The organism is Arthrobacter sp. TJ-170 (assembly GCF_058269305.1).
On sequence record NZ_JBZCNL010000001.1, the window covers coordinates 494,137 to 519,284 of the forward strand.

Consider the following 25,148-nt stretch of genomic DNA (forward strand, 5'->3'; position numbering starts at 1 on the left):
ACGGTTGTACCGTCCGGGCCCTCGCTCTTTCTGGAAGGCTGCGCGCTTACTGCGGCGGGCGCGTCATGGAGAGCACGTCGAGTGCCTCGTCCAGCTGCGCTTCCGTCAGCTCGCCGCGCTCCACGTACCCGAGTGCGACGACGGCCTCCCGGACGGTGAGTCCCTCGGCCACGGCCTTCTTGGCGATCTTCGCCGCGTTCTCGTACCCGATGTACTTGTTCAGCGGCGTCACGATCGACGGCGATGCCTCGGCGAGGAAGCGGGCACGCTCTTCGTTGGCGGTGAGACCGTCGATCATCTTGTCCGCCATGACCCGGCTGGTGTTGGAGAGGAGGCGGATGGACTCGAGCAGGTTGGCAGCCATGACCGGGATGCCGACGTTGAGCTCGAACGCGCCGTTCGTCGAGGACAGCGCGATCGTCGTGTCATTGCCGATGACCTGGGCGGCAACCATGATCGCGGCCTCGCAGATCACGGGGTTGACCTTGCCCGGCATGATCGAGGATCCCGGCTGTAGATCGGGGATGGCGATCTCGCCGAGGCCGGTGTTGGGGCCTGAGCCCATCCAGCGCAGGTCGTTGTTGATCTTCATGAACGAGTACGCGATGTTGCGCAGCTGCCCGGATGCCTCGATGAGCCCGTCCCGGTTGGCCTGCGCCTCGAAGTGGTTGCGCGCCTCGGTGAGCGGCAGGCCGGTATCTTCGGCGAGCAGCTCGATGACCCGCGCCGAGAAGCCGGCCGGAGTGTTGATGCCGGTCCCGACGGCGGTGCCGCCCAGGGGAACCTCGGCCACACGGGGGAGCGAGGCATTGATGCGCTCGACGCCGTAGCGCACCTGCGCCGCATAACCGCCGAACTCCTGTCCGAGGGTGACGGGGGTGGCGTCCATGAGGTGCGTGCGGCCGGACTTCACCACGCCCTTGAATTCCTCGGCCTTGCGCTCCAGTGACTCCGCCAGGTACTCCAGCGCGGGAATCAGGTCGTTGATCAGCGCGGACGTCGCGGCGACGTGGACCGACGTCGGGAAGACGTCGTTCGAGGACTGCGAGGCGTTGACGTGGTCGTTGGGGTGGACCACCTTGTCGCTGCCGCCGTCCTTCAGCGCACGGGTGGCGAGTTCGGCGAGTACCTCGTTGGTGTTCATGTTGGAGGACGTTCCGGATCCGGTCTGGAACACATCGATGGGGAAGTCGCCGTCGTACTTCCCGGTGGCAACCTCATCCGCAGCGGACTCGATGGCGCGTGCGAGCTCTTCGTCGAGCACACCCAGTTCAGCGTTGGCCGTGGCGGCCGCCTTCTTGATCCGTGCCAGGGCTTCGATGTGCGTCCGCTCCAGCGTTTTGCCGGAGATCGGGAAGTTTTCCACGGCGCGCTGCGTCTGTGCGCGGTAGAGGGCGTTCGCGGGAACGCGAACCTCGCCCATGGTGTCGTGTTCTATGCGGTAGTCGACGTTCTCCTGGGAATCAATTGTCATGCGCCAATTCTCACCTGTGGCGCTAGGCGCCACAAATCAGGGGCGCCACAAATCAGAGACTGCCGAGTTCCGAAACGAGGTCCGCCTTGCCTTCATCCAGCCGGTAGGTCACGCCGACGACGGCGGTGGATCCGTTCTCGACGGCGCTCGAGATGACGCGGGACGAATCGACCAGCCGCTGTGTGGTCTGCCGGATGTGTTCCTCGACGGCATCGTTGATGTCGGTGGAGCCGTTGCGGCGCGAGGTGAGCACTGACGAGGTGATGCGTTCGACGAGGTCGCGGATGAAGCCCGCCGGCATGGTGCCGGAGTCAATGGCATTGGCGGTTGCGGTGACAGCACCGCAGGAGTCATGTCCGAGGACCACGATCAACGGCACATTGAGGACGCCCACGCTGTATTCGAGCGAGCCGAGTACGGCGTCGTCGATCACCTGGCCGGCCGTACGCACCACAAAGATGTCGCCCAGACCGACGTCGAAAATAATCTCGGCAGCGAGGCGGGAGTCCGAGCAGCCGAAGATAACGGCGAACGGATCCTGCGTGTTTACCAGCGATGCGCGCCGGGAGGCGTCCTGGTTCGGGTGCGACGATGTCGAGGAAATGAACCTCGCATTTCCATCACACAGTTTCTGCCATGCTTCAGCGGGAGTCAGTTGCTTTGTCACGTGTGTCACTGTACTGCGCCCCGGGCCAGTCGGCCCGCTTGGTGACTCTACGTTGAGGAGTGCTACTTCAGTTCCCCGAGTACGGCGCTGCCGAGAACATCGAACTGAGCGAGGTCGGCCGTGCCGTTGAGGATGAGCGTGAAGCCATCCTGCTCGGTGGTGAGGAAAGCATCGCCGGAAGTGCTGTCGAGCAGTTCCCAGGTGACGCCGTCGATCACTCGCTGTCCGGACGGTTCTGCGCCGTCGAGGCGCTGCGAGAGCCAGGTGGGGTTCGAATTATTGGTTTGTGTCACCTGGATAAATTCGCGCTCAGGCGTGAGATAGCCCACTTCCCAGAAGGCCACGCCGTCGGAAGCGGAGCCGTTCCAGCGGGCGTAGTTGGACGTCCAGCCGTCCGGCAGGTCAGCCGCGACGGGCAAGTATCCGGCGGCGTCTTCGGCCTGCGAGGCGACGGTGGAGACGTCGATGTCCCGGGTATAGGTCTCAGCCGTGTGGGTCGGATTCAGCAGTACCACAAAGAGAACCAGTCCCAGAGTGACGGCGGTGGCAATGAACATGCCGATCGACGAGGCGTTGGCTCGCTTTGCCTGCTTGGCGGTGAGCACCGGGGTTGACGGTGCGTCCTGCTGGTTCTCCTGGGTGCTGCTCACCCCTCCATTGTCCCTCACGCCGGTCGCGTCACGGAAATGGCCGGACAGCCGCTCCGCACTATGATTGCCCGTAGAAGGAACCGCTAATTCAACGATGAGGTAAACGTGTCCAACAACGCTAAAAATGCGCAGTACTCCACCCTTTCACCCGCACTCGCCGTGGGAGACGACGAACCGGACCGTAACCTAGCGCTGGAGTTGGTGCGCGTCACCGAAGCCGCAGCCATCGCCGGCGGCCACTGGGTCGGCTTCGGCGACAAGAACAAGGCCGACGGCGCGGCCGTTGACGCCATGCGTTCCCTTCTCTCCACCGTGCACTTCAACGGCGTCGTGGTCATCGGTGAGGGCGAGAAAGACGAAGCGCCCATGCTCTACAACGGTGAGCATGTGGGCGACGGCAGCGGCCCCGAGTGCGACGTCGCGGTTGACCCGATCGACGGCACCCGCCTGACCGCGCTGGGCATCAACAACGCGCTCGCGGTCCTGGCTGTGGCCGAGCGCGGCACCATGTTTGACCCCTCGGCCGTCTTCTACATGGAGAAGCTGGTCACCGGTCCGGAAGCCGCAGACATGGTTGACCTCCGCCTTCCCGTGAAGCAGAACCTGCACCTGATCGCCAAGGCCAAGGGCAAGAAGGTCAACCAGATCAACGTCATGATCCTCGACCGCGACAGGCACCGCCCGCTGGTTCAGGAGATCCGCGACGCCGGTGCCCGCACCCGGTTCCTCATGGACGGCGACGTCGCGGGCGCCATCGCGGCCGCCCGTGAGGGCACCGACATTGACGCCCTCATGGGGATCGGCGGCACTCCGGAGGGCATCGTCGCGGCATGCGCCATCAAGTCGCTCGGCGGCGTAATTCAGGGTCGGCTGTGGCCCACCAGCGACGACGAGAAGCAGAAGGCAGTCGACGCCGGCCACGATCTTGAGCGCGTGCTGTCCACCAATGACCTCGTGACCAGCGACAACTGCTACTTCGCCGCCACGGGCATCACCGACGGCGACCTGCTGCGCGGCGTCCGCTACCACGGCGGCAAGGTGCTCACCCAGTCGATCGTGATGCGCTCGAAGTCGGGCACCATCCGCGTGGTCGACGGCGAACACCAGGCCCACAAGTGGGAGAGCTACGCCCGCCTCAGCTAGGTTCGTTGCGCCCGGATAGCACTTCGGCCAGGCGATAGCGGTTAACCCCTATCGCCTGGCCGAACTGCTATCCGGTGAGGACGCACACGGCATCCCAGTACGACGCCGCCACCTGGCTTATCCACAGACCCCGCGCCTTGCGTCGCGCGCCCATGCGCCGGGCGACAGCGTAAATACCTGTGAACCTCCCGGCAATCCTGAGCGCAGCGGACCGTCCCTCGATGAGGAATGTCCACGCAGGCTTGCCCAGTGGGCGGTGGGCGCGGGGGTGCCGCAGAACGCAACGCCGCTCCCGGCCGATAGCGCCTCCTGGCCTCCCACCCCTCGCTAGCGCTCGGCGCGGGTCCCTCGGCCAGTAGGCTTGTCACCATGAACCTCGTCATTGCTCCGTGTTGGAACGCGCCCGAATGGGACTCCGTAGTCAACCGCCTGAACGGCCACCCGCAGCAGCTCTGGGGTTGGGGACAGACGAAGGGCGACCACGGCTGGCGGACCGAACGGCTTCTCCTGAACCGGGACGGCGAGACCATAGCCTGTGCACAGATCCTGATCCGCCGGCTGCCAGTGCCATTCCGTGCCCTGGTCTACGTTCCGCGCGGACCGGTGTGCCGTTCCGAGGATGCCCGGGAGGTCCTCGAGGAACTCGGTCGTTACGCCCGTGACGCGTACGCAGGCACCGTGCTCAGCATCGAGCCTGACTGGGACGCAGAGTCCGACTTCGCCGGCGCGGTCCGTGAAGCAGGGTTCCGTCCCACCCGGAACACCATCCTCATTCCGCGCACCCTCATCCTCGACCTGACGCGCACCGAGGATGAGCTGCTAGCGGACATGTCAAAGAAGCACCGCCAGTACATCCGCAAGTCCGGACGGGAAGAGCTCGACTTCCGCGAGGTGACCAGGGACGAACTGGCGGCCTGCCTCTCGGTTTACAGGGAAACCGCCCAGCGTGCAGGGTTCGGAATCCATGAGGACCGGTACTACCTCGACATCTACAACAACCTCGAGGCTGCCTCACCCGTCTACGCGGCCTTCCAAGGCGAATCGGTGGTGGCGTTCCTCTGGCTGTCGGCCAGCGACTCCACCGCGTTTGAGCTCTACGGCGGAATGACTGAGGAGGGCGAGAGGCTACGCGCCAACTACGCGCTGAAGTGGCTCGCGATCCGCTCGATGAAGGAACGCGGAGTCCAGCGGTATGACTTCAACGGGCTCCTGAACGACGGCGTCTCGAAGTTCAAGATGGGCTGGGCGAAGCATGAGAACCAGCTGATGGGCACCTGGGACAAGCCACTCTCGCCGCTTTACCCCGCCTACGCCACGGCGATGCCGCTGGCCCGCCGCGGAGTGTCCGGGGCGCGCGTCGCCGTGGACGCCGTCCGAACCAAGGTGGTGCCGGCCCTCCGTGCTAAGGCTGCGTCTCTTCGTGCCGGCCGCGCACAGGCCCTAATCCGTCAGGATTAGCGTCTCCGGCGGCACCTACGGTCACCGCGAAGGCGACGGCGGTGCCGCCGTCGTCGTCTGAGGTGTCCGTGGTGTCCGACGCGAGCCGCGCCATCACGGGTGATTCGTTCGCCGGGATGAAGGCGCTCTGGCCGCGGTGGAGGATCAGGTCGCCCTTGGGGGAGTCCAGCACCACCGTTCCTGACACCACCAGGATCACCGTCGGTCCGTTCTGCGCGAGCGGAATGTCTGCTGAGACGGCGTCGTCACCGAAGGAAACGGGAAGTTCCAGCCGTTGCAGCTGGAACTCGTCGAACGGCGGGCAATACAGCTCCTGACCCAGCGGCGTCGACTCCGGGTCCAGCAGCGGGAGGGCGAGGGGCGCGAACTCGACTGTTTTCAGGAGCTCGCCGGTGTCTACGTGTTTCGTGGTCAGCCCGCCGCGCAGCACGTTGTCCGAGGACGCCATGACCTCGATGCCGAGACCCTCCAGGTAGGCGTGAACGTTGCCTGCCGGCAGGTACAGCGCCTGGCCCGGCTGCAGGGTCACCCGGTTGAGAAGGAGCGCAACCAATACGCCGGGATCGCCCTCGTGGTGTCCGTTGAGCTGCAGGACCGTTGCGGCCGCTGCGCTGAGCAGGTTGTCCTCTGAGACTGTCGAGCTATCGCCCTCGAGAACCTCGACTACGGTCTCGACGGCCGCCCGTGTCTCAGCTCCGCCGGTCAGGAGCCGGGTGAAAGCCTCGCGCAGCGCTGCTGCCTCGTCGGGGATGCCGAGGTCGGCGATGACGGACTGCAGGATGGCCGGTGCCCACTCCTTCTGCTTCTCGACCAGTCCGGCGAGTGCGGTGAAGACCTGTGCGGCTTCACCCGGCGCACGGAAGCCGCACAAAGCGTCGAAGTCGGTGAGGGCGAAGATCAGTTCGGGCTTGGAGAACGCGTCGCGGTAGTTCCGGTTCGGAGTGTCCTGGGGGACCTCGGCGGCATTCTCACGGTCGAACCCTGCGCGCGCCTGCTCCGGGCTGGGGTGAACCTGCAGGGAGAGCGGCGCCGCGGCTGCGAGGACCTTCATGAGAAACGGCAGGCGGTCGCCGAACGCCTCGCGGGTGAGAACGCCGAGCGCGCGGTCAGGATCCGAGTCGATCAGGGCGTCCAGCGGAGTACCCGAGTCCCCGTGGCCCAGCACCGTCGACGGGGAGTCGGGGTGTGCGCCGATCCACAGTTCAGCCTCCGGACCGCCGGACGGAGTGCGGCCCAGCAGCTCCGCGATGGCCGTGGTGGATCCCCACTCGTAGGGGCGCAAGGGGTTGTCCAGCTGGTACATCGGGAGGTGTCCGTTCGTTAGGCGGGGGTGCATTCCCCGTTGTCGGCCAAGAGTGCTTCGAGCGTGGTCCAGTCCTGGTTCACCGCGAGCTGGTGAAGGTACTCTTCGGTGATCTCGCCCGGAACGGTCTGCGCGGGTAGAGCCTCGATCAGCCCGGCATGGTCCAGGTTCAGTACGCCGGCGGGCGCGGCCTCGGCATCACCGGAGGCGGCGGCAAGCGTCTCCTGAACCCGCTGGTGAATCAGCTGGATGTCGGGGAATGTCGAGAACAGGTCGCCTGGCTCGCCGAAGTCAGGCGCTCCAATGGTGAGGCGCGCGACGTCGTGCTCTTTCGCCTTCATGGCAAGGTCCACGAAGCTGCCGAGCTGGTCCCGGGGGAGGTCGGTCTCGACTATCTCCGTCCCTGCAGCGGCTATCTCCTGGAAACGGGTCAGAACGGTTGCGGGGTCGAGCTGGGCGATCATCGCCGCCTGCACGCACTGCTGGCGCTGGATGCGCGCGTAGTCGGTGGCGTACTCGCGCGAACGGGCGTACCAGAGCGCGTGATACCCGTCGAGCTTCTGGACGCCGGGGGCAATCCATTCCGACGGCGGGTAGAACCGCTTCGGACTCGTGCCCGGAATTTCGGTGGAGGTAATCGGAACCCACCCGCCGGCGTTGATCGTGATGCCTCCCATGGCATCGATCAGCTGTTCGAAGCCTTGCATGTCCACCAGGACGTAGGCCTGTACCTCAATGCCTAGGATGCCGCTGGCGGCGTCCATCATGGCCTCGGCTCCCGGGTCCTGGGACTCCGGATACAGGTCGGCATGGGACTCGGTGACTTCGGTGTAGAGGCTGTTGATGATGCAGGCGTCGCCACAGTTGTAGCCGTCGGGCCAGACCTGCCAGAGCGGCGAGTCCTCGGAGAACGGTGCGTTCTGGAAGTCCCGCGGGATGCTGAAGGTAACGGTGGCGCCGCTGTCGGCGTCCACACTGATAACGGAGATGCTGTCGGGACGGCGGCCGGTCCTGTCCTCGCCGGCGTCGCCGCCCATGAGAAGGAAGTTGTAGCGCCCGTCAACCGGATCGAAAGCGGGGCCGGTCTGGAAGATGTTGCCGAACGTGCTGCGGCCGACGTTGAGCAGGTAGGCGGCGTAGCCCAGGCTGCCGCTGGTCAGGAGCATCAGCACTGCCAGGGACGCGGCGACAACGGGACGCATTCCGCGGTCCAGCAACGGCGGGCGGATGACCCGGAGGGTGTTGAGGAAGAGCAGCGCCCAGCCGATTGCAAGTGCCACGAGCACCACGATCAGCAGGAGGGAGAACAGCTCGTTGGCAAGCAGGTTCACCAGCAGTTGCCGGTTCACTAGTGTAATGACGACGGCGGCAATCACCAGGAGCCAGACGGTGAACGTGACGCGAAGCGCGCGGCGGCCGAGCTTGCGGTCCCCGGCGACAACCTGTGCGGCTCCGGGGATCAGCAGGGTCAGCAGGAGGAGCAGGAAGGCACGCTTGGTACGCACGTCGGAAGGCGCCGACTCCGGGTATCGCACCGGATCGGTGAGCATGGTCCGTTGGGAGGGCCTGCCGGGGTGGATTGCCCGGCTCATGCGCCGCCTTCACGGAGGGAATCGCGGGTCCCGGCCCGCGCCCGCAGCTTGGCGCCCTTGTCGAGCGCTGTCTGCCGCAGGCCCTGTGCGAATTCGTAGAGCTTGTCGGAGAGCTGCTGAGCGTGCTGCCCTTCACCGGAGGCGAGGATGCGGACGGCCAGGAGTCCTGCGTTGCGTGCACCGCCGACCGAGACGGTGGCTACGGGAATGCCCGCGGGCATCTGGACGATGGAGAGCAGGGAATCCATGCCGTCGAGGTGCTTGAGCGGCACCGGAACGCCGATGACGGGCAGCGATGTGAGCGATGCCAGCATGCCTGGCAGGTGGGCGGCACCGCCTGCGCCGGCGATGATCACCCTCAGGCCGCGCCTCGCGGCCTCGCGTCCGTACGCCACCATGTCCTCGGGCATCCGGTGTGCGGAGACGACGTCGGCCTCGTAGGGAATGCCGAACTCTTCAAGGGCGAGAGCGGCAGCTTCCATGACCGGCCAGTCGGAGTCGGAGCCCATGAGCAGGCCGACGAGGGCACCGGTGGGTGAGTTATTCACAATGTTTCCTTCCGGGGATCGCGACCGTCCCGCAGGATTGCCGCAGCGCGCTCGGCGCGCTCCCTGACCTGTGCCGTCGTGTCACCTGGTAGGGCGATGGCGTTGACATGGCCGACCTTCCGGCCCGGTCGCACGCTCTTGCCGTAGGTGTGGATCTTCGCGGCGGGCTCTGCCGCCAACGCCGTCGGATAGGCACTATACAGCTCTGCGTTCTCTCCACCGAGGATGTTCTTCATGACCACCACCCCTGAGGTGAGGGACGTGTCTCCCAGGGGAAGACCCAGAACGGCGCGCAGGTGCTGCTCGAACTGGCCTGTCACAGCACCGTCCATGGTCCAGTGGCCGGAGTTGTGCGGCCGCATTGCCAGTTCGTTGATGAGGAATCCGGCATCGCTGTTCGGGACTTCGAACATCTCCACCGCCATGACACCGGTGACCCCGAGCTCCTCGGCGATACGCAGGGCGGCTTCGGCTGCGGCCCGGGCCAGGCCGGCAGGCAGGTCCTGCGCCGGTGCGATCACTTCGTCGCAGACACTGTTGACCTGGATCGAATGGACCACAGGCCAGGCCCGTGCTTCGCCATTGGGGGAGCGGGCAACGAGTGCCGACAGCTCGCGCGTGAATGGCACCTTCTCTTCGGCGAGCAGCGCGGAGCCTGTGAACCAGTCTGCGGCCGCCGCGGCGTCGTCGGGTGAATCGATGATCCGCACGCCCTTGCCGTCGTAGCCTCCGCGTGGAGTTTTCAGGACTACTGGCCAGCCGATTTGTTCGCCGAAGGTCCGCAGGTCCTGCACGGACGAGACTGCGCTCCAGCGGGGATTCGGGAGCCCGAGCCGGTCCACGGCCGCCCGCATCACCAGCTTGTGCTGTGCGTGGCGCAGCGCGTCCGGGTGGGGCTGAACGTTCACTCCGGCATCCACAAGAGTGCGGAGGTGCTGTTCGGGAACGTGCTCGTGATCGAAAGTGAGAACATCCACACCCTTCGCGAAGGCGGTCAGATCCTCAAGGCTGGTGTAGTCACCCAGCGTGGAAGTCGCGACGGCGGCCACTGCCGAGACATCGGGACCCTCCGCCAGTACACGCAGTTCAAGGCCAAGTTCGACAGCGGGGGGTGCCATCATGCGGGCCAGCTGGCCACCGCCCACAACACCGATCACGGGAAAAGTCACCCCTTCAGGGTACCTATTGCCGATGGGGTCCCTTGGACGTGACCCGTTCGCAACGGCGATTTCCTAGGAAAGAACCAGTGTCGCTCGATAAAATGGACCCTTGGCTGTCGTGCTGAAATTGAGGTGCTGATGTTTCAGGATGCCTGCCCTGCAGGCGTAGTGTTCTTCGGAATGTCTTTATGCTGGCCGGTGGGGTTCTGCAACCGCAGTACCTGCTGATCAGCTTCGCTCCGGCGATGTCCTGCTACGGCGAATCGTCCTAGAGACCGGAGGGTCATGATCACCACGCTTGTCGACCGGTCGCGGGCTCTCGCATCTCTCTTTTGGAGGGAGCTGGCGAAGTTCGGTGCCGTGGGCGGTGTGGCGTTTGTCATCGACAAGGGCCTGTTCTGGTTGCTTATCCACGGAACAATGGCGAACAGCGAGGTCAAGGCCCAGGTAGTATCGGCTGCCATAGCCACGGTCTTTTCCTGGATTGCCAACCGTTACTGGACGTTCCGTCACCGTCGCCAGGCCAATGTCCTCCGCGAACTTGTGATGTTCCTGCTGATCAACGCGATCGGTCTCGGCATCGCAGCCGGCTTTGTGTGGCTGGCCAAGTATCCGCTCGACATTTCAGACCGTACGGGGTTGTTCGTCGCCGGGGTCATGGGGACGGTGCTGGCAACGGCTGTGCGGTTTGTCGCCTACCGGTTCTGGGTCTTCAACGAGGAACTCGACGCAGAGCCCGCGTTCGCTCACGACCATGAACTTATCCACCCGCACGCACGAACCTCCGCAGGCGCCGGTTCATCCAAGCCGGCCGTGCCCGGTCCGCTGGGCACTGACGGGGCTCCGTCAGCTAAGCAGCCAACCGACCAGTAACGCGCTCGCCCTCCAGCAACCGGTCGGTCACCTCAACGCTGGGGTGGACGAGAACCACGGTTCCGCCGTTGGCCCAGATGCGGACGGAAGCCGTCAGCACGGTCAGGAGCGGCAGCGACGCCGGGACCAGCCAGATGCCGGGCGCGTGTTCGCCCTCTTCACCCATCAGGCTCGTGAAGGTGTGGCTCGCGCCGTCTGCCCGAAGGAGCTCGGCTCCTCCAGCCGCGGGTTCGTCCAGGTAGACGTCACCGAACGAGCGAACCGTCGCCGCATAGTCGACGGCTTCGCCGGGCAGGGTGCCGGACCAGCGCATGTCAAGCGCGCCGGGAGCTACCAGGACCAGCACCTCAGCGTCCCGTTCGATAACGTCGTCGGGCGCTTCCAGGGCGAGCCTCACATCGGCGGGGGCGTCGCCGTCGAGCAAAGTCACTGCGCCGACCTGCCAGCACGCCAGCGCCCAGACGAGCGTCTTCCAGTGCGGCGGCATATCGACCGCGACGGCGGTGCCGGCCGCAGCGTCGAGCTCCTCCACGAGCATGTTCGACGTCTTGGCGACCCAGTTTTCGAGCACCCGGCCGGAGAGTTCCACGCGTTCATGACCGGGCCCGTACCAAATGAGGCGGGGCGCGCCGGTGGCTGACCGGAATGAGTCGAGCAATCCTGCAATGGATGTGGATACGGCCACCGGGTGCCTGCCTTTCGGGTGGTAATCGCGCTGACCTGCGGATTCAGTTGCACAATTGTGAGGCGCGCTGCGCGTGGCGTGCCGCAATCCGAGAAACTCACTCTATAAGATTCCGTTCGCCGCTTGACTGGATGCGACTTACACACGTGTAATTAGGTCATCGGATTTGCTTCGGCGGACGGGATTTCGGGGTTTTCGGCGACTTGCTGGGAGCGCATCTCCCACACTAGTTTCTGGCCGAAGCTGCAACACCGGGAGGCTGGTATGGGGCAAGCAGAGCACATTCAGGACCGCAGGTCCATCGCGGCCCAGGCGTCTGCGCGCTACGGATCGCGCGGCGTTCCGCAGGACTGGTTCGTAGATCCGGCAGACCCGGACGCTGCCGAAAGGTACAGGCAGCAGACACAGCCGCTGGAAGATGAGGCAACAGCCTTCCTTGCAGCGCATGAGGCACTGAGCGAGGGTGCCGGCGTCGAGAATTTCCTTGACGCCGACCCCAAGTCGGCTCCCCGCCGACAGGCTGCTCCGGAGCGCGTTGAGCAGGCAGTATGGATCGGTCTTCCGGGCATCGGCTCCGACTTCGACGACGAAGGCGAGCTTGGCTGGCAGGCGGACGCACTCTGCGCACAGACTGACCCTGAGGCGTTCTTCCCTGAGAAGGGCGGTTCCACGCGGGACGCGAAGAAGGTCTGCGGCGCCTGCAACGTCAAGGCGCAGTGCCTTGAGTACGCACTGGAAAATGATGAGCGCTTCGGTATCTGGGGCGGTCTCTCCGAGCGTGAGCGTCGCCGCCTGCGAAAGCGAGCGGTCTGATTCACCACCAACAACGGGTCACAGCTGTTGTAGTAGCCCACAACGGCGCCGAGTATCTTCGTGACACCCTCGAGGCACTCGGTCAGCAGACCCGACCCCCGGATTTCCATGTAGGAGTCGACGCCGGTTCAACTGATGAATCGGCGTCACTGCTGCAACTGCAGCTTCCGGTGGGTTCGCCCGTAGTGGGCGCAGCCGGCCGCGGCGGATTCGGTGCCGCCGTCCGAACCGGTCTCGCGGAGATTCCGGCCAGCCGCCGGGCAGACCCTGACAGCGGTGTCCACGACTGGATCTGGCTCCTGCATGACGATTCCGCCCCGGAGCCCACCGCGCTCCAGGAGCTCCTGCACGCGGTTGAGCTCGCCCCGTCGGTGACCGTGGCCGGCGCCAAGCAGGTGGAGTGGGAGCACCGTCGGAAACTGGTTGACGTGGGGCTGTCCATCAGCCGCTGGGCGGAGCGGCTCACGCTGATCGACGTGGATGAACTGGATCAGGGCCAGTACGACGTCCGAAGCGACATGTTCGCAGTCAACTCGGCCGGCATCCTGATCCGCCGCGATATCTGGGACAAGCTGGGCGGTTTCGATCCGGCACTGCCCGGAACGGGCGACGACGTCGACTTCTGCTGGCGCAACCGCCTCGCCGGCCACCGCGTGGTAGTGGTACCCCGCGCGGTCATGCGGCACGCAGGCTCACGCGACAATCACGCTGCCACCCTGGGTGCTGCCCGGCGCGCTGAAGTGTATCTGCGCCTGAAGCACTCACCGCTCTGGACGGTACCGTTCCTCGCGGCAGGGGCCGTTCTTGGTGGTCTCGCCCGGTTTGTCCTCGGCCTGCTCGCCAAGGACCCGGGGTACGGTGTCGCGCAGCTGACCGCCAGTGTCGCTGCGGTGCTGAAGCCCTTCGACCTGTACCGGTCGCGGCGTTCCGCAGCGCAGACCCGGCGCCTGCCGCGCTCGGTGGTGAACGCCCTGCGTACCGAGCGCCGTGAGGTCTGGTCACACCGCAAATCAGTCGTGGAGGCGTTCTCGGCGCGCGGGCTCGAGGACGAGTCCTATGCGCAGAGCACTGCTGCCGATGTTCCCTCCGGGGATGCCAACGATGATTTCGCTGCGCTCGACGGGCCGTCGAGGATCTGGCTCGGGTGGGGCGCCATAGCGGCGGCCCTTGTCCTGCTCGGCGTCTCGCTGGTCGCGCTGCACCGGTTCGTCGGTGCCTCGGCGCTTGCCGGCGGATCCCTTCTGCCCCTGTCGACCGACCTGGCGGAGATCTGGTCCAACGCCTCACGGTGGTGGATCGACCTCGGCGCCGGTTTCGCCGGCCACGGGGATCCCTTCAGTTATGTGCTGTGGCTTCTGTCAGTACTGGGCTTCGGTAACGGCAACGCGGCCGTCGTCATACTGATGCTGTGTGCTGCCCCGCTCGCGGGGCTCAGCGCGTGGTTCGGATCCGGCGCGTTTATACGCAGCCGGTCCCTCCGGCTGTGGGCCGCGTTCTACTGGGGATCCCTGCCCGTTCTGCAGGTGGCTACGGGCAGCGGCAGGCTCGGTGCTCTGCTGGTGCACATCCTCCTGCCGTTCGTGGCGCTGGCCCTCATTCGTGCTGTCGGCCAGGCTCCCGGTCGCCCGGGCGCGCAGAGCAACGATCCCGTGGACTCCTCCACGCGCCAGCGTTCGCTTCAGCTGATGTTGAAGCCGGGCATCAACGGTGTTCCGAGCTGGACCGCGGCGGCCGCCGCAGGACTGCTGCTCGCCGTCGTCGTTGCTTCAGCACCGTCACTGCTGCTGTTTTTCGTGCTCGCGGTAGTAATGATCACCCTCGTGGCCCGACGCCGCGCCAAGACCGTCTGGTGGTCGTTGCTCCCTCCGCTGGCGCTGTTCATACCGTTCGCGGCGTCCACCGTTGAGCGCCCGCACGGAGTCTTCGGGGATCCGGGCCTTCCGCTGCCTTCCGATGCCGCGCCGCTGTGGCAGCAATTGCTGGGTTACCCGGTCTCTTTCCCGTCCTTCGGACGGCTCGCCGCGTTCCCTCAACTGTTCGACGGGCCCTGGCCGCTTGTTGTTGCGCTGCTTGTCGGGCTGCCGGTGCTCCTGCTTGCCGCGACGGCGCTGTTCCTGCCCGGCAAGAGCCGGGCAGCTGCGCGCGTGCTGTGGGTGCTGGCGCTGCTGGCGCTTCTCGGCAGCCTCGGCAGCTCGTTGGTGGTGACGGCGGTCGGCTCGTCGACGCTCATCACGCCGTTCACCGGTCCCTGGGTCTCCGTTCTCACGCTGGCCCTTCTGGCGGCAGCACTGCTCGGCGGTGAGTGGCTGTTGCAGTGGCTTCGTGCCGGTCGGTTGCGCGGCACGGCCGGGTCGGTCCGCGGTGCCGGGGCCTGGCTGACGGCTGCGGCACTGGTGCTCGCCCTGGGACCGGCAACAAGCCTCACCCTCTGGTTGGTTCCGCAACTGCGCACACCGGATGCGGCGATTGAGGCAACGAGTTTCGGTACCGAATCGGCAGTAGCGCCGAGCACCGCCCGCACCCTTCCGGCGACAGCCGCTGACCGCGGTACTGACGGCCGGCGCAGCACCACCCTGGTCATGAACATCGACGGCGACAGTAACGTCAGCGCTTCCGTCATGCGCGGGAGCGGCACCACCCTCGACTCGCTGTCGCAGATCCACGCTGCCCGTCAGCTCCACGGCTCCCTGCTGGCGGCCCAACTGCGGGAGGACGACGACGCCATGTCCGACGTCCGCCGGACGGTCGCCACCCTGGTGGCGGGGACCAGTGTGGATCCGCGCGAGGAACTGGAGCGGCTGGGTGTCGGCTTTGTGGTACTGCAGCAGTCCGATTCGGCGGCCGAGGTACTCGCCAGCCAAATCGATTCCGTGCCCGGCCTCGTGTCCGTGGGTAACACGGAAGCCGGTTGGCTGTGGCGGGTTGAGATGTCGGCCTCGGGCGAGTCCGCAGGGGAAGCCCAGGTGGGCCGCCTCCGCATTGTCGATGAGTCCGGTGCGACCCTGAGTGTGCTCGACTCGGACGCAACAACGGCTTCGGCGCGCATCCCCGCCGGTCCCGAGGGCAGGACCCTGGTACTGGCTGAGCGCTCCGCACCCGGTTGGGAAGCGACGCTCAACGGCGAGCGGCTCGAACCCGCGTCCACGGGCTGGAACCAGGCCTACGCGCTTCCGGCCGCCGGAGGCGCTCTGGAGGTCCGCTACGTGACGGTGTGGGAACCATGGGCCGGGATTGCCCAGGCCATTGTGTTCGGCCTGACGCTCCTGCTGGCCGTCCCCATTCCGGCGCGGCCGCGCTTTGTGCATGTCCCGCAGGGGCGAAGCCGAACCGCCGCGGGGTCTGTGTCGACCGGCCGCCGCACCGCCGTTGAGGCTCCCGCACCCTTGACGCCTGCCGTGCCGGCCGGCGCCGGTGCGGAGTCCCATGATCGGAAAGACCCGGCAGATGAACCGGTGCTGAGCAGCGGAAAGGCCGGTACCTGAGGGTGAGTGCAACAAAGAAGGAAACAGTCGTGCCCGCGAGGCGGAAGGGCGCATGGGTGCGCGGCGCTGCGGGCATCGCGGCCGGCGTCGTACTGGTGTCAGCAACCGGTGCCCTGGCAGGGGCGAGCATCGTGCAGAAGTTCGACGGTGCTGCCGAGGCTTTCCCGGTGCCCTCCGCGGCGGTGCCGGCAGGGGAATACGCGGCGGTGTGCCCGGCGCCGCTGCGCTTGTTGGAGGGCACCGTGGAGGGTGGTGACCCGGAGTTCAGTCCGCTGTCCGCAACGGCCCGGACGCGGGTCACCGCCATGACGCTCAGCGACTTGAGCGGTACCGTTCCAGGTTCCGCAGTCACACCGCTCGCGGGCGGCGATCCGCTTGCGGTCATCGCCGATGAGGTGCCGGTATCCGAGCAGGAGGACCGGCAGGTCAGCAATGAGGATGGGCTCACCAACCGCCTCACCGGCGTTGTGTCCGGGCAGACGGTTGAGGGTGCGTCCGTTCTGCGTGCGCAGGCCCTCGCCGAGCAGAGGGCAACTGCCGGTGCCGGCTTCACATACACCGCGACGGACGGTGACCTCGCGGGCCTGGCGGTAGCGCACTGCCAGGTTCCGTCGAATGACTTCTGGCTGGTCGGTGCGGTCACCACTGTCGGTGCAACCGCGGTGCTGAACCTGCATAACCCGGCGGAGTCGCCGGCCTCCGTCGACCTGGATCTCCACGGGTCGAAGGGCGTGATCGACGCACCGGGCGGCCGGGGGATTCTTATCGCTCCGGGGGAGACAGAGTCCATTGTGCTCGCGGGGCTCGCAGCGAACGAGGAGAACGTTGCCGTCCGGGTGCGCAGCAACGGCGGGAGGATCAGCGGATTCATCCAGCAGAGCGTATTGCGCGGGCTGACTCCGGGCGGAGTGGATCTCATTCAGGCCTCAGCTCCGAGCGCTTCGACGCAGGTGATCCCGGGCATCCGAATCCAGGCGCCGGACGTTGCGGACGCTATCGTGGCGCAGAAAGGCTATGCCGGTGCCGTGCCGTCGCTGCACGTTGCGGTTCCGGGCGGCACTGACGCGGTCCTGGACGTTCGCGTGTTCGGGCAGAACGGTGAGGTGGAGCTGCCCGGTGGGGGAGTCGTCACCGCCACTGCCGGTTCTGTGACCGCAATTCCGCTGGAGTCGCTGCCTGAGGGAAACTACTCGGCGGTCATCAGTTCAGACGTTCTGATTTCCGCGTCGGCTCGGGTTTCCAGCGGTACGGCGCCCAAGAAGCCGCTCGATCTTGCCCACGTGCCATCAGCTGCGCGTCTGGGCAGCCAGCACGTTTCGGTCCTGCCGACAGGAGCAGCTGCGGCCTTCGTCTTCAGCGCACCCGAGGGCCGGGCGGAGGTCCGTCTCACGCCCGTCGCAGCCGACGGAGCGCTGGGCGAAGATCGGGTGTTCGACGTCGGAGGCGCCACCACGGTCACGGTGCCTGCTGCAGACCTCGGCAAAGGGACGGTAGCGGCCCTGATCGGCGTCTCGGGCGATCCGGCATATGGTGCACAGGTGGCAACGCTCGACGGCGATATTCCCGGAATCTCCGTAGCTCCGATCCCGGAGGGCAGCGCGGGTCAGCAGAGTGTCCCGGTGAATATCGGTTTCTAGCCGGTGGCCTCAGGCCCGTGAGCGGCCGTAGGCGGGGTCCACGGCTTCGGGCGCCATGCCCAGGAGCTCCGCCATCTGCTCGACCACCACGTCATGGACCAGTTCGTTGGTGGGAACGTAGCCCTTCGCGGTCATCTCGATGGGGTGGCGGTACACGGTGATGGTTGCCGGACGCTTCTCAGCCGCGGGGGTGGATGAACCGAGCAGCCCGCGCACAGCTTCGGGCGCCATCTGCTCCAGTCCGTCAGGGATCTCCTGGACGATGATCTGGACGTCCTGAATCTTGTCGCCCCACAGCCTTTCGAGGCGCTGGGCGGATTCCATGACCCAGTCCTCGAACCGTTCGGACCGGGTGCGGGCGCCGGGCAGATGCGACGGAATGAGCTCACCGCGCAGCCCCCTGCCGTGGCGGTCACGCCGCCGACCGGCATATCGGGACTGCTGGCCGATTGGCCCGTCCGGTACAGCCAGGCGAATGGAGAAAGAGCTATCCCGCATGGGGAAACTCTAGTCCGAACACGTTCCCGCTGCATCACCATCGGGTTGCGCTTCGCTTACGGTGTGGCGCCTTCCCCAGATTTTCCGAACCAGTAATGTGGAGCCGGCCGGGGCGTCGTCCACGCGTCGGTGGGTTCACACGGTAGGCTCATCAGTCGTGGGATCGATCCGGCAATGTTCGCGTTCAGCGTGCCAGCGTGCTGCTGTGGCAACGCTGACTTACGTGTATTCCGATTCCACCGCGGTGCTCGGCCCGCTGGCCACCTACGCGGAGCCGCACTCCTATGATCTGTGTGCGCCGCACGCCGAGAAGCTCACAGTCCCTCGAGGCTGGGAAGTGGTACGCCTGGCGCTCCCGACACGCCCGCCGGAACCTAACCCCGATGACCTGCTGGCCCTAGCCAACGCGGTCAGGGAAGCAGCAGTTGACCGCAGTGCTCCGGAGCCACCGGCTCCGCACGGGTCGAAGACCCCGCTGACGCCGCCGCCCGGTGAATCCGGTGCACGCCGCGGCCATCTGCGGGCGCTTCGGGACCGATAAGCTCTCCGCCGCTGTTACCGCCTTATCAACATCGATTCCCGGAGCGGATGCGGTGCGCGATACCCTTGTGTTACCGCACCACGTGTCCCAGCTGTTCGAGCGGGCACGCACGCTGCATCCGGAATCCTCGAAAGGCTGCATCCTGTTGCCCAATATCGCTCCTGATCTATTGGCCCTCCTTCGATGCCCTGTAACGGGATCCACACTGGTGCAGGAGGGCGAGGTCCTTCGCTCATCCGCTCCGGACTCCACGGGCAACTTCGTTGAGTACCCGATCGACGAGTCAATCCCCGTGCTGCTCCGTCCCGAACTCAGGGCAGCGGAGAATACTCGCGCTGCTACTACTCCGACGCCCGCTTCCACCGCAGAGGAATCCCCTTCATCATGACTTTCGACTTCAAGGTAGCCGACCTCTCCCTGGCCGAAGCAGGTCGCCACCAGATCCGGCTTGCCGAGCACGAGATGCCCGGACTCATGTCCCTGCGCCGTGAGTTCGGTGAAAGCCAGCCGCTCAAGGGTGCCCGTATTGCCGGGTCCCTGCACATGACCGTCCAGACAGCAGTCCTGATCGAAACGCTGACGGCTCTTGGCGCCGAGGTGCGTTGGGCGTCCTGCAACATCTTCTCAACGCAGGATGAGGCAGCGGCGGCCATCGTCGTCGGGAGCGGAACGGTTGAAGAACCTGCCGGGGTTCCCGTCTTCGCCTGGAAGAACGAGTCCCTGGAGGAGTATTGGTGGGCAACCACGCAGATCCTGCAGTGGCCGGACGGTGAGCCCAACATGATTCTCGACGACGGCGGCGACGCCACGCTGCTGGTGCACAAGGGCGCGGAGTTCGAAGCCGCGGGAGCAGTGCCCGCGGCGCCAACGGAAGACGATGTCGACTACTCGCACGAATACACCGTCATCCTTGATGTGTTGCGTGCTTCGCTCGCCGAGGACCCCCAGCGCTGGACCCGCATTGCTGCGGCCATCCAGGGCGTCACCGAAGAGACCACCACGGGCGTCCACCGTCTGTACCAACTGGCTGAGCAGGGCAAGCTCCTGTTCCCGGCCATAAACGTCAACGACTCGGTGACCAAGTCCAAGTTCGACAACAAGTACGGAATCCGCCACTCCCTGCCGGACGGCCTGAACCGCGCAACCGATGTCCTCATCGGTGGGAAGGTCGCCGTCGTCTGTGGCTATGGCGACGTCGGCAAGGGCGCTGCTGAGGCGCTTCGCGGCCAGGGCGCACGAGTGATTGTGACCGAGATCGACCCGATCTGTGCGCTGCAGGCCGTTATGGACGGCTACCAGGTGGCGAAGCTCGAGTCGGTGCTCGCCCAGGGTGACATCTTCATCACCACCACGGGCAACAAGGACGTCATCATGGCCCAGCACATGCAGGGCATGAAGCACCAGGCGATCGTTGGGAACATCGGTCACTTCGACAACGAAATCGACATCTTAGGGCTGGCCCGCGTCCCGGGCGTCAAGAAGGTCGAGATCAAGCCGCAGGTTCACGAGTGGGTCTTCGATGAGGGCACCGACAAGCAGCGCAGCATCATCATGCTCTCGGAGGGCCGCCTGCTGAACCTCGGCAACGCCACCGGGCACCCCTCGTTCGTCATGAGCAACTCCTTCGCGAACCAGACCATCGCCCAGATCGAGCTGTTCACCAAGCACGGACAGACGCGCGAGGACGGTTCGCCGGAGTACGACAAGCAGGTGTACGTGCTGCCCAAGATCCTCGATGAGAAGGTTGCACGGCTGCACCTCGGCGCGTTGGGAGTCGAACTCACCGAACTCTCGAAGAGCCAGGCCGAGTACCTCGATATTGATGTGGCCGGGCCGTACAAGCCGGACCACTACCGCTACTAGGCACCACAGACCGGCCGTTGGCCGGCCGTTGCGGGGTTGGGATCCTTCAAGGGTCCCAACCCTTACCTATGGCCACGGATTGTGGTCAAGAATCGTCACCGGACCTGCGTGTGTCCACGGACGGCTGCTCCGCGCGCGGGCATGAAATTGCAACTGGACAGAAACTTAGCAGGCAGGGTATAGAGCATGTCGAACTTCTCCCAAGAGGATCAGCCGCGGCGACGGGGTTGGAAGATCGGCGCGCTCATTGTCGTTGGCTTGCTGGTTATCGGCGGCGGTGCCGTTGGTGCGGTTACCGCGCCGGGCTGGGCCGATTTCGGCAATGAGCCGGCGGCAGCGCCGTCGTCGTCCGTTTCTCCTTCCGAGGAGCCGGCGGACGAGGAGCCTGAGGCAGAGGAATTCACCTTTGGAGTCACTCCCACCGATGGCGCACTCAGTGTGAATCCCGGAACCCCGCCGGAAATCCGCGCGGAGAAAGCAACCGTCAAGGACGTGGTGTTGGCGCCGGTGGGCGGCGCGGAACCGGTGCCAGGAACGGTTTCGAAGGACGGATCCTCCTGGAAGGCCGATGGACCGCTTGCCTTCGCCACGGAGTACTCGTTCGAGTTTGTACTCGTCGATGCTGCGGGCGGCGAGCACCAGCAGAAGCAGGCCTTCACCACGGTGCAGCCCGAGAACGAAGCCGACGCGTTCATGTATCCCGAGCCTGGCTCCACCGTGGGCACCGGGCAGACCATCGAAATCACGTTCAGCGAGCCGGTGGTCAACAAGGACGCAGTCGAGAAGGCCATCACGATCACCAGCACCTCCGGCCAGCAGGGTGCGTTCTACTGGCTGAACGACACGGAGGTGCGCTACCGGCCCCAGGAGTACTGGAAACCGCACAGCACCATCACCGTTGACATGAAATTGTTCGGCGTGGACTTCGGCAACGGCATGATCGGCAACTTCAACGACACCTACTCCTTCAAGACGCACAACAACCGCCTCGCCGTGGTGGACAACACCACCAAGGAGATGCAGGTCTTCATCGACGGCAAACTGGAGCGGACCTTCCCGGTGACCCTCGGTACCGAGGAATGGCCGTCCTTCTACGGCCTATACACGGTGATGGAGCAGTATGAACGCACCAGGTTCTCGGCGGAGTCCATTGGCCTGGAGCCGGGCGATCCTGCCTACTACGAGGCAACCGACGTGAACTGGGCGAGCCGGATCTCCAACGGTGGCGCCTTTGTTCATGAGGCGCTTCCCGCGGCGCAGCCTGTGCTGGGTCTGGAGAACGTGTCGCACGGGTGTGTGGGTATGAGCCCCGAGGGCGCCAAGTACTTCTACGACACGTTCGGTCCGGGCGACATGCTGGAGATCCGCAACACCGACACTGGTCCCGTGCAGGTCTGGGACGGCTTCGGCGACTGGAACCTGTCCTGGAAGGAATGGACCTCCCAGCAGGCCTAGCCTCTGTCAGGAACTGAACGGCAACTTGTGGAGCTGCTCGGCGGTCCGGGAAGTGCGTTCACGCTGTTTCACGAGCCGGGCGTAGTCGCGGTCGCGTCGCTCTGAAACGACGGCGTTCAGGAAGTCCTCCGGCAGCGTTCCGGCCGGCGGGGCAGGGAATACGAATGCCGACGCTTCGGTGGCCAGTTCGACGGCGAGGGCTGCTCGGGCGGAAGGCGTCAGGCGGCTTGCCTGCCCGATGAACTGCGAGATCCGGCGAGAGAGCGCGTCCGGCAACTGTGCGACGTCGGCTGTGGCGATCCAGTCCCGTAACGACGGCGGCAACACGGCCCGCGTCCGCGTCTTGACGACAACGCGCTCATGCATGGAGTAGGTGCCGGCCAGCAGGTCGCCGAGCCGTTTGGACCGCTCGTTGAACACTGCCACCAGGAAGGCGAGCGAGCCGACCAGCAGGTAGATCTCCAGGACGGCGAGCATTCCGCGGATGAAGGCGTGACGGAATCGGATGGAGCCGCCGTCGTCGCGCACTATCCGCAGCCCCATGACCCAACGTCCCAGGGACTTGCCCCTGGTGACCGTCTCCACCGTCACCGGAAGGACCACCAGCACGAGCACCACCAGCACCAGAACAAGTGCCTGGGTGAGCGCCGGATCGAATGATCCGCCGAGGGTCTGGCCGACGGCGAACATGACGCCGGCGATCACCAGAATCTGTGCGAGCACGTCGATCATCAGACTCACGGCGCGTGCGCCGAATGATGCGGGACGCAGTTCGAGAACGACTGCTTCACCGGTGACGACCGAGCTCATGGATGTCCTCCCCTTGGATGGAATCAGCTTAGCCGCCGCCCGTGCGAGGTTCCCGGGGTTAAGCTGATCGGGTGGATCTGGACGCATTCGAGCAAGTCAACCGCCAGGACTGGGACCGGCTGAATTCTCTGACCCGACAGCGGCGGCTGCGTGGTCAGGAGGCGGACGAGCTGCTCGATCTGTACCAGCGCACGTCGACGCACCTGTCGATGATCCGGTCCATTGCGCCGGAGAGCGCGCTTTCCAACGAGCTGTCGATGCGGTTGTCGCGGGCGCGGACTCGATTCACCGGTGCGCGTTCGAACGTGCTTGAGGACGTTGCGCGGTTCTTTGTGATCTCGCTGCCTGCTGCTTTCTACCGGATCCGGTGGCTGACCGTCATCGTTGGTGTGGTGTTCCTGGGTGTTGGCTGGCTGTATGGGGCGTGGGTTGTGAACACCCCCGGTGTGATTGCTGCCCTGGGCAGCGACGAGGAGATTCGGCGGTATGTCGACCAGGACTTCGTCAACTACTACTCGGAGAACCCGGCCGCGTCCTTCGCCGGGCTCGTGTGGACCAACAATGCCTGGATTGCGGTCCAGGCGGTCGCCTTCGGCATCACCGGCATTTGGGGTCCGTTCATCCTGTACCAGAATGCCCAGGCGGTGGGGATGGCCGGGGGAATGATGGCGTCCTATGACAAGCTCGACGTCTTCTTCACCTACATCCTCCCGCACGGCTTTATGGAGTTGACGGCCGTCTTCATTGCGACGGCGGCGGGGCTGCGGATCTTCTGGGCGTGGGTTTCACCCGGGCCCAGGACCCGGTCGCAGGCCCTGGCTGAGGAGGGCCGGTCGCTGATCACCGTTGCGCTGGGATTGGTGTTGGTGCTGTTCGTTTCCGGGCTGGTCGAGGGCTTTGTGACGCCGAGTCCGCTTCCTGTATGGCTGCGGATCGGAATCGGCTTCCTGGTCTTCGCCCTGTACTGGGTGTACACGCTGGTTCTTGGGCGGCGTGCCGTTCAGGCGGGCTATACCGGTGACCTCGCTGATGAGGACCAGGGGGCCTCAATAGCGACGGCCTGATCAGGGGATCGCAGGGGCGGCTTGCCACGGCGTGGTCGACAGCGGTCGTGTCAGTCCACCCGGGTACTGTCTTAAGTAGGAATTCCATGCAAGGAGACAGTCGTGGCTGACAAAGCTGAGAACGAAAATCAGGGCGCATCCGCAGGCGGAGAGCGTCGCGAAGCGATGCGCTCAGACGAGGCCGGCGTTGGTTCCACCCGCGTTCGCGAGAGCGGGTTCCCCATGCGGAAGGCGAGCACGCTCCCGGATGTGTCGGCCTACAGCACCCCGGGGGAAGATGATCCTTCTGCCGCTCCTGCGCCGGTCGAGACGGTCAGCCTTCCCGTGACGTCGGAGGCGAATGTGCCTGACGAGGTAACTCCGGCTGAGTCCCATGTGCCCCAGGAAACCCATATTGCGGTTGGCCAGGCCACGGTTGACCCGGCCTCGCCGGCCACCCAACAGATCGCCGTGACCGCCGTCGGGGGCGGAACCGCCGCGCCTTCGAACGCGCCGTTGCCTGCCGACGCAGACTCAACTACTTTCGTTCCAACACCATCCGGCTCAACACGGGTCGGCGGAACCGACCCACGCTCAAACCGCGCGAAGACCGACGACGACGCCGCCCCCGACACTTCCTCCCTGACCATTCGTCCTCCAGAAGATGAGGTGGCGCGGCGGGCGAGCCAGCGCGATGAGGCCGTCGCCGCCAAGCCCGTGCTTCCACGCCTGCTGCAGGTAGCCGTCGCCGCGATTTTCCCGGTGATCCTCCTCGCGGCGGCAGTTCGAGCCGTGACAACCCCGCTGTTCCTGTGGGTCGAGTACCACCGTCCGGGCTTCCCGGCCGACAGCTACGGTTTCAGCACCGAGGACCGGATAACGTACGGCTCGTACGCAATGGACTACATCCTCAACTGGGCGCCTGCCCGCTATCTCGGGGAGCTCGTCAACGCGGACGGTGACCAGCTGTTCCTCGACAGCGAAGTCGGCCACATGGCTGATGTGAAAGCAGTGCTGTCAACGGGATTCGTCGTTGCAACGGTCCTCGCGCTCCTAGCGATCGCCGCCTGCATTTACCTGGCACGCCGCTACCCTGGTGGCATCCGGAGGGCACTGTTCTCCGGGGCAGTTGCAACGCTGGTCCTGGCGATAGCGCTCGCGGTGGCCGGCATCCTCGCCTGGGAAACCTTCTTCACCCAGGTCCACGCGCTCTTCTTCGCCGAAGGCACCTGGACCTTCCGGGTCGACGACACCCTCATCCGACTCTTCCCGGCCCAATTCTGGATCGACGCGGCAGCCACGGTCGGCGCACTCGTCCTGATCGGCGCGGTGCTGACCCTCGTGTTGACCTGGCCAACCAGGGCCCGACGCGAGAAGTCATTCGACGCCTACACCCGGCGCCGCGCCAACAGCGGAGTCTGAAGCACGAGGGCTCCTGACGATCAGCCGGGCG

General features: G+C 65.6%; 22 protein-coding genes. 12 read left to right on the forward strand and 10 right to left on the reverse strand.

The annotated features are described in order from the left end of the window. Positions 1-46 precede the first annotated feature (46 nt). From AC4D1W_RS02395 to AC4D1W_RS02405, 3 genes are all read right to left on the reverse strand, one after another. Positions 47-1,474 carry a class II fumarate hydratase gene (locus AC4D1W_RS02395; RefSeq protein ID WP_490897670.1) on the reverse strand — a complete coding sequence of 476 codons (1,428 nt, stop codon included), beginning with the start codon at positions 1,472-1,474 and terminating at the stop codon, positions 47-49. Positions 1,475-1,526: 52 nt separating this feature from the next. After that, positions 1,527-2,141: a carbonic anhydrase gene (locus AC4D1W_RS02400; RefSeq protein ID WP_490890635.1), complete on the reverse strand. Its 615-nt coding sequence runs from the start codon at positions 2,139-2,141 to the stop codon at positions 1,527-1,529. Positions 2,142-2,203: 62 nt separating this feature from the next. Beyond that, a complete protein-coding gene (locus tag AC4D1W_RS02405; RefSeq protein WP_490897671.1) occupies positions 2,204-2,791 on the reverse strand; it encodes a DUF4245 domain-containing protein in 588 nt (195 codons plus the stop codon). Positions 2,792-2,896: 105 nt separating this feature from the next. On the opposite strand from AC4D1W_RS02405, the gene glpX reads away from it, so the two are divergent. Then, positions 2,897-3,934 (forward strand): class II fructose-bisphosphatase, encoded by a 1,038-nt coding sequence (gene glpX, locus AC4D1W_RS02410; RefSeq protein ID WP_490897672.1) that lies wholly within the window; start codon positions 2,897-2,899, stop codon positions 3,932-3,934. 369 nt (positions 3,935-4,303) lie between these two features. Continuing rightward, positions 4,304-5,392 carry a lipid II:glycine glycyltransferase FemX gene (locus AC4D1W_RS02415; protein ID WP_490897673.1) on the forward strand — a complete coding sequence of 363 codons (1,089 nt, stop codon included), beginning with the start codon at positions 4,304-4,306 and terminating at the stop codon, positions 5,390-5,392. Here AC4D1W_RS02415 and manA read toward each other — a convergent pair. Genes manA through AC4D1W_RS02435 form a run of 4 tightly spaced genes read right to left on the reverse strand, consistent with a single transcriptional unit; the run spans position 5,337 to position 10,004 of the window. After that, positions 5,337-6,695 carry a mannose-6-phosphate isomerase, class I gene (manA, locus tag AC4D1W_RS02420; protein ID WP_490897674.1) on the reverse strand — a complete coding sequence of 453 codons (1,359 nt, stop codon included), beginning with the start codon at positions 6,693-6,695 and terminating at the stop codon, positions 5,337-5,339. The genes AC4D1W_RS02415 and manA overlap by 56 nt on opposite strands. 17 nt (positions 6,696-6,712) lie before the next feature. Beyond that, positions 6,713-8,287: an LCP family protein gene (locus tag AC4D1W_RS02425; RefSeq protein WP_490897675.1), complete on the reverse strand. Its 1,575-nt coding sequence runs from the start codon at positions 8,285-8,287 to the stop codon at positions 6,713-6,715. Continuing rightward, positions 8,284-8,796 (reverse strand): 5-(carboxyamino)imidazole ribonucleotide mutase, encoded by a 513-nt coding sequence (gene purE / locus AC4D1W_RS02430; protein WP_490890935.1) that lies wholly within the window; start codon positions 8,794-8,796, stop codon positions 8,284-8,286. Before purE ends, AC4D1W_RS02425 begins: the two co-directional genes overlap by 4 nt. A 35-nt stretch (positions 8,797-8,831) precedes the next feature. Next, the gene (locus tag AC4D1W_RS02435; RefSeq protein WP_490897676.1) at positions 8,832-10,004 is read right to left on the reverse strand and encodes a 5-(carboxyamino)imidazole ribonucleotide synthase; all 1,173 of its coding nucleotides are present in this window, start codon (positions 10,002-10,004) and stop codon (positions 8,832-8,834) included. 276 nt (positions 10,005-10,280) lie between these two features. On the opposite strand from AC4D1W_RS02435, the gene AC4D1W_RS02440 reads away from it, so the two are divergent. Next, positions 10,281-10,868, forward strand: a complete 588-nt coding sequence (locus tag AC4D1W_RS02440) for a GtrA family protein (RefSeq protein ID WP_490897677.1) — start codon at positions 10,281-10,283, stop codon at positions 10,866-10,868. Here AC4D1W_RS02440 and AC4D1W_RS02445 read toward each other — a convergent pair. Beyond that, the gene (locus tag AC4D1W_RS02445) at positions 10,846-11,553 is read right to left on the reverse strand and encodes a TIGR03089 family protein (protein ID WP_490897678.1); all 708 of its coding nucleotides are present in this window, start codon (positions 11,551-11,553) and stop codon (positions 10,846-10,848) included. The two genes, AC4D1W_RS02440 and AC4D1W_RS02445, sit on opposite strands and share 23 nt — an antisense overlap. Before the next feature lie 264 nt (positions 11,554-11,817). Between AC4D1W_RS02445 and AC4D1W_RS02450 the strand changes: the two genes are divergently transcribed. From AC4D1W_RS02450 to AC4D1W_RS02460, 3 genes are read left to right on the forward strand one after another with little or no spacing between them, the layout of a single operon-like run. After that, positions 11,818-12,366 carry a WhiB family transcriptional regulator gene (locus AC4D1W_RS02450; protein ID WP_490890644.1) on the forward strand — a complete coding sequence of 183 codons (549 nt, stop codon included), beginning with the start codon at positions 11,818-11,820 and terminating at the stop codon, positions 12,364-12,366. After that, positions 12,366-15,848 (forward strand): glycosyltransferase family 2 protein, encoded by a 3,483-nt coding sequence (locus tag AC4D1W_RS02455; protein WP_490897882.1) that lies wholly within the window; start codon positions 12,366-12,368, stop codon positions 15,846-15,848. The genes AC4D1W_RS02450 and AC4D1W_RS02455 overlap by 1 nt, the downstream gene beginning before the upstream one ends. 29 nt (positions 15,849-15,877) lie before the next feature. Further along, positions 15,878-17,485 (forward strand): DUF5719 family protein, encoded by a 1,608-nt coding sequence (locus AC4D1W_RS02460; RefSeq protein WP_490897679.1) that lies wholly within the window; start codon positions 15,878-15,880, stop codon positions 17,483-17,485. Positions 17,486-17,494: 9 nt separating this feature from the next. Here AC4D1W_RS02460 and AC4D1W_RS02465 read toward each other — a convergent pair whose 3' ends face one another. Then, positions 17,495-17,983: a metallopeptidase family protein gene (locus AC4D1W_RS02465; protein ID WP_490897680.1), complete on the reverse strand. Its 489-nt coding sequence runs from the start codon at positions 17,981-17,983 to the stop codon at positions 17,495-17,497. Positions 17,984-18,140: 157 nt separating this feature from the next. Here AC4D1W_RS02465 and AC4D1W_RS02470 point away from each other — a divergent pair, with 157 nt between their 5' ends. From AC4D1W_RS02470 to AC4D1W_RS02485, 4 genes are all read left to right on the forward strand, one after another. Next, on the forward strand, positions 18,141-18,524 hold the full coding sequence (locus AC4D1W_RS02470; RefSeq protein WP_490897681.1) for a DUF3499 domain-containing protein: 384 nt from the start codon (positions 18,141-18,143) through the stop codon (positions 18,522-18,524). A 52-nt stretch (positions 18,525-18,576) separates the two neighbouring features. Then, positions 18,577-18,912, forward strand: a complete 336-nt coding sequence (locus AC4D1W_RS02475) for a Trm112 family protein (RefSeq protein ID WP_490897682.1) — start codon at positions 18,577-18,579, stop codon at positions 18,910-18,912. After that, a complete protein-coding gene (ahcY, locus tag AC4D1W_RS02480; protein WP_490897683.1) occupies positions 18,909-20,387 on the forward strand; it encodes an adenosylhomocysteinase in 1,479 nt (492 codons plus the stop codon). The genes AC4D1W_RS02475 and ahcY overlap by 4 nt, the downstream gene beginning before the upstream one ends. Before the next feature lie 186 nt (positions 20,388-20,573). Further along, positions 20,574-21,842: a L,D-transpeptidase gene (locus AC4D1W_RS02485; protein WP_490897684.1), complete on the forward strand. Its 1,269-nt coding sequence runs from the start codon at positions 20,574-20,576 to the stop codon at positions 21,840-21,842. Between the two features lie 6 nt (positions 21,843-21,848). Here AC4D1W_RS02485 and AC4D1W_RS02490 read toward each other — a convergent pair whose 3' ends face one another. Continuing rightward, positions 21,849-22,652 (reverse strand): RDD family protein, encoded by an 804-nt coding sequence (locus AC4D1W_RS02490; protein ID WP_490897685.1) that lies wholly within the window; start codon positions 22,650-22,652, stop codon positions 21,849-21,851. Positions 22,653-22,723: 71 nt separating this feature from the next. On the opposite strand from AC4D1W_RS02490, the gene AC4D1W_RS02495 reads away from it, so the two are divergent. Next, the gene (locus AC4D1W_RS02495) at positions 22,724-23,716 is read left to right on the forward strand and encodes a stage II sporulation protein M (protein ID WP_490897686.1); all 993 of its coding nucleotides are present in this window, start codon (positions 22,724-22,726) and stop codon (positions 23,714-23,716) included. Positions 23,717-23,818: 102 nt separating this feature from the next. Continuing rightward, a complete protein-coding gene (locus AC4D1W_RS02500; RefSeq protein WP_490897687.1) occupies positions 23,819-25,117 on the forward strand; it encodes a DUF1461 domain-containing protein in 1,299 nt (432 codons plus the stop codon). The last annotated feature ends 31 nt before the right edge of the window (positions 25,118-25,148 follow it).